The following is a 216-nucleotide window of genomic DNA, read 5'->3' on the forward strand; positions in this document are numbered from 1 at the left end:
TAACGCTGAGGTGTGATGACGAGGCACTACGGTGCTGAAGTAACAAATGCCCTGCTTCCAGGAAAAGCCTCTAAGCATCAGGTAACACGAAATCGTACCCCAAACCGACACAGGTGGTCAGGTAGAGAATACCAAGGCGCTTGAGAGAACTCGGGTGAAGGAACTAGGCAAAATGGTGCCGTAACTTCGGGAGAAGGCACGCTGATATGTAGGTGA

1 rRNA gene is annotated in these 216 nt (G+C 50.9%); it reads left to right on the top strand.

From position 1 onward, the window contains the following. Positions 1-216: ribosomal RNA gene (locus NNO03_RS22710) — 23S ribosomal RNA — on the top strand; the annotation flags it as partial.

Source organism: Citrobacter sp. Igbk 16 (assembly GCF_028069755.1).
Classification (GTDB): domain Bacteria; phylum Pseudomonadota; class Gammaproteobacteria; order Enterobacterales; family Enterobacteriaceae; genus Citrobacter.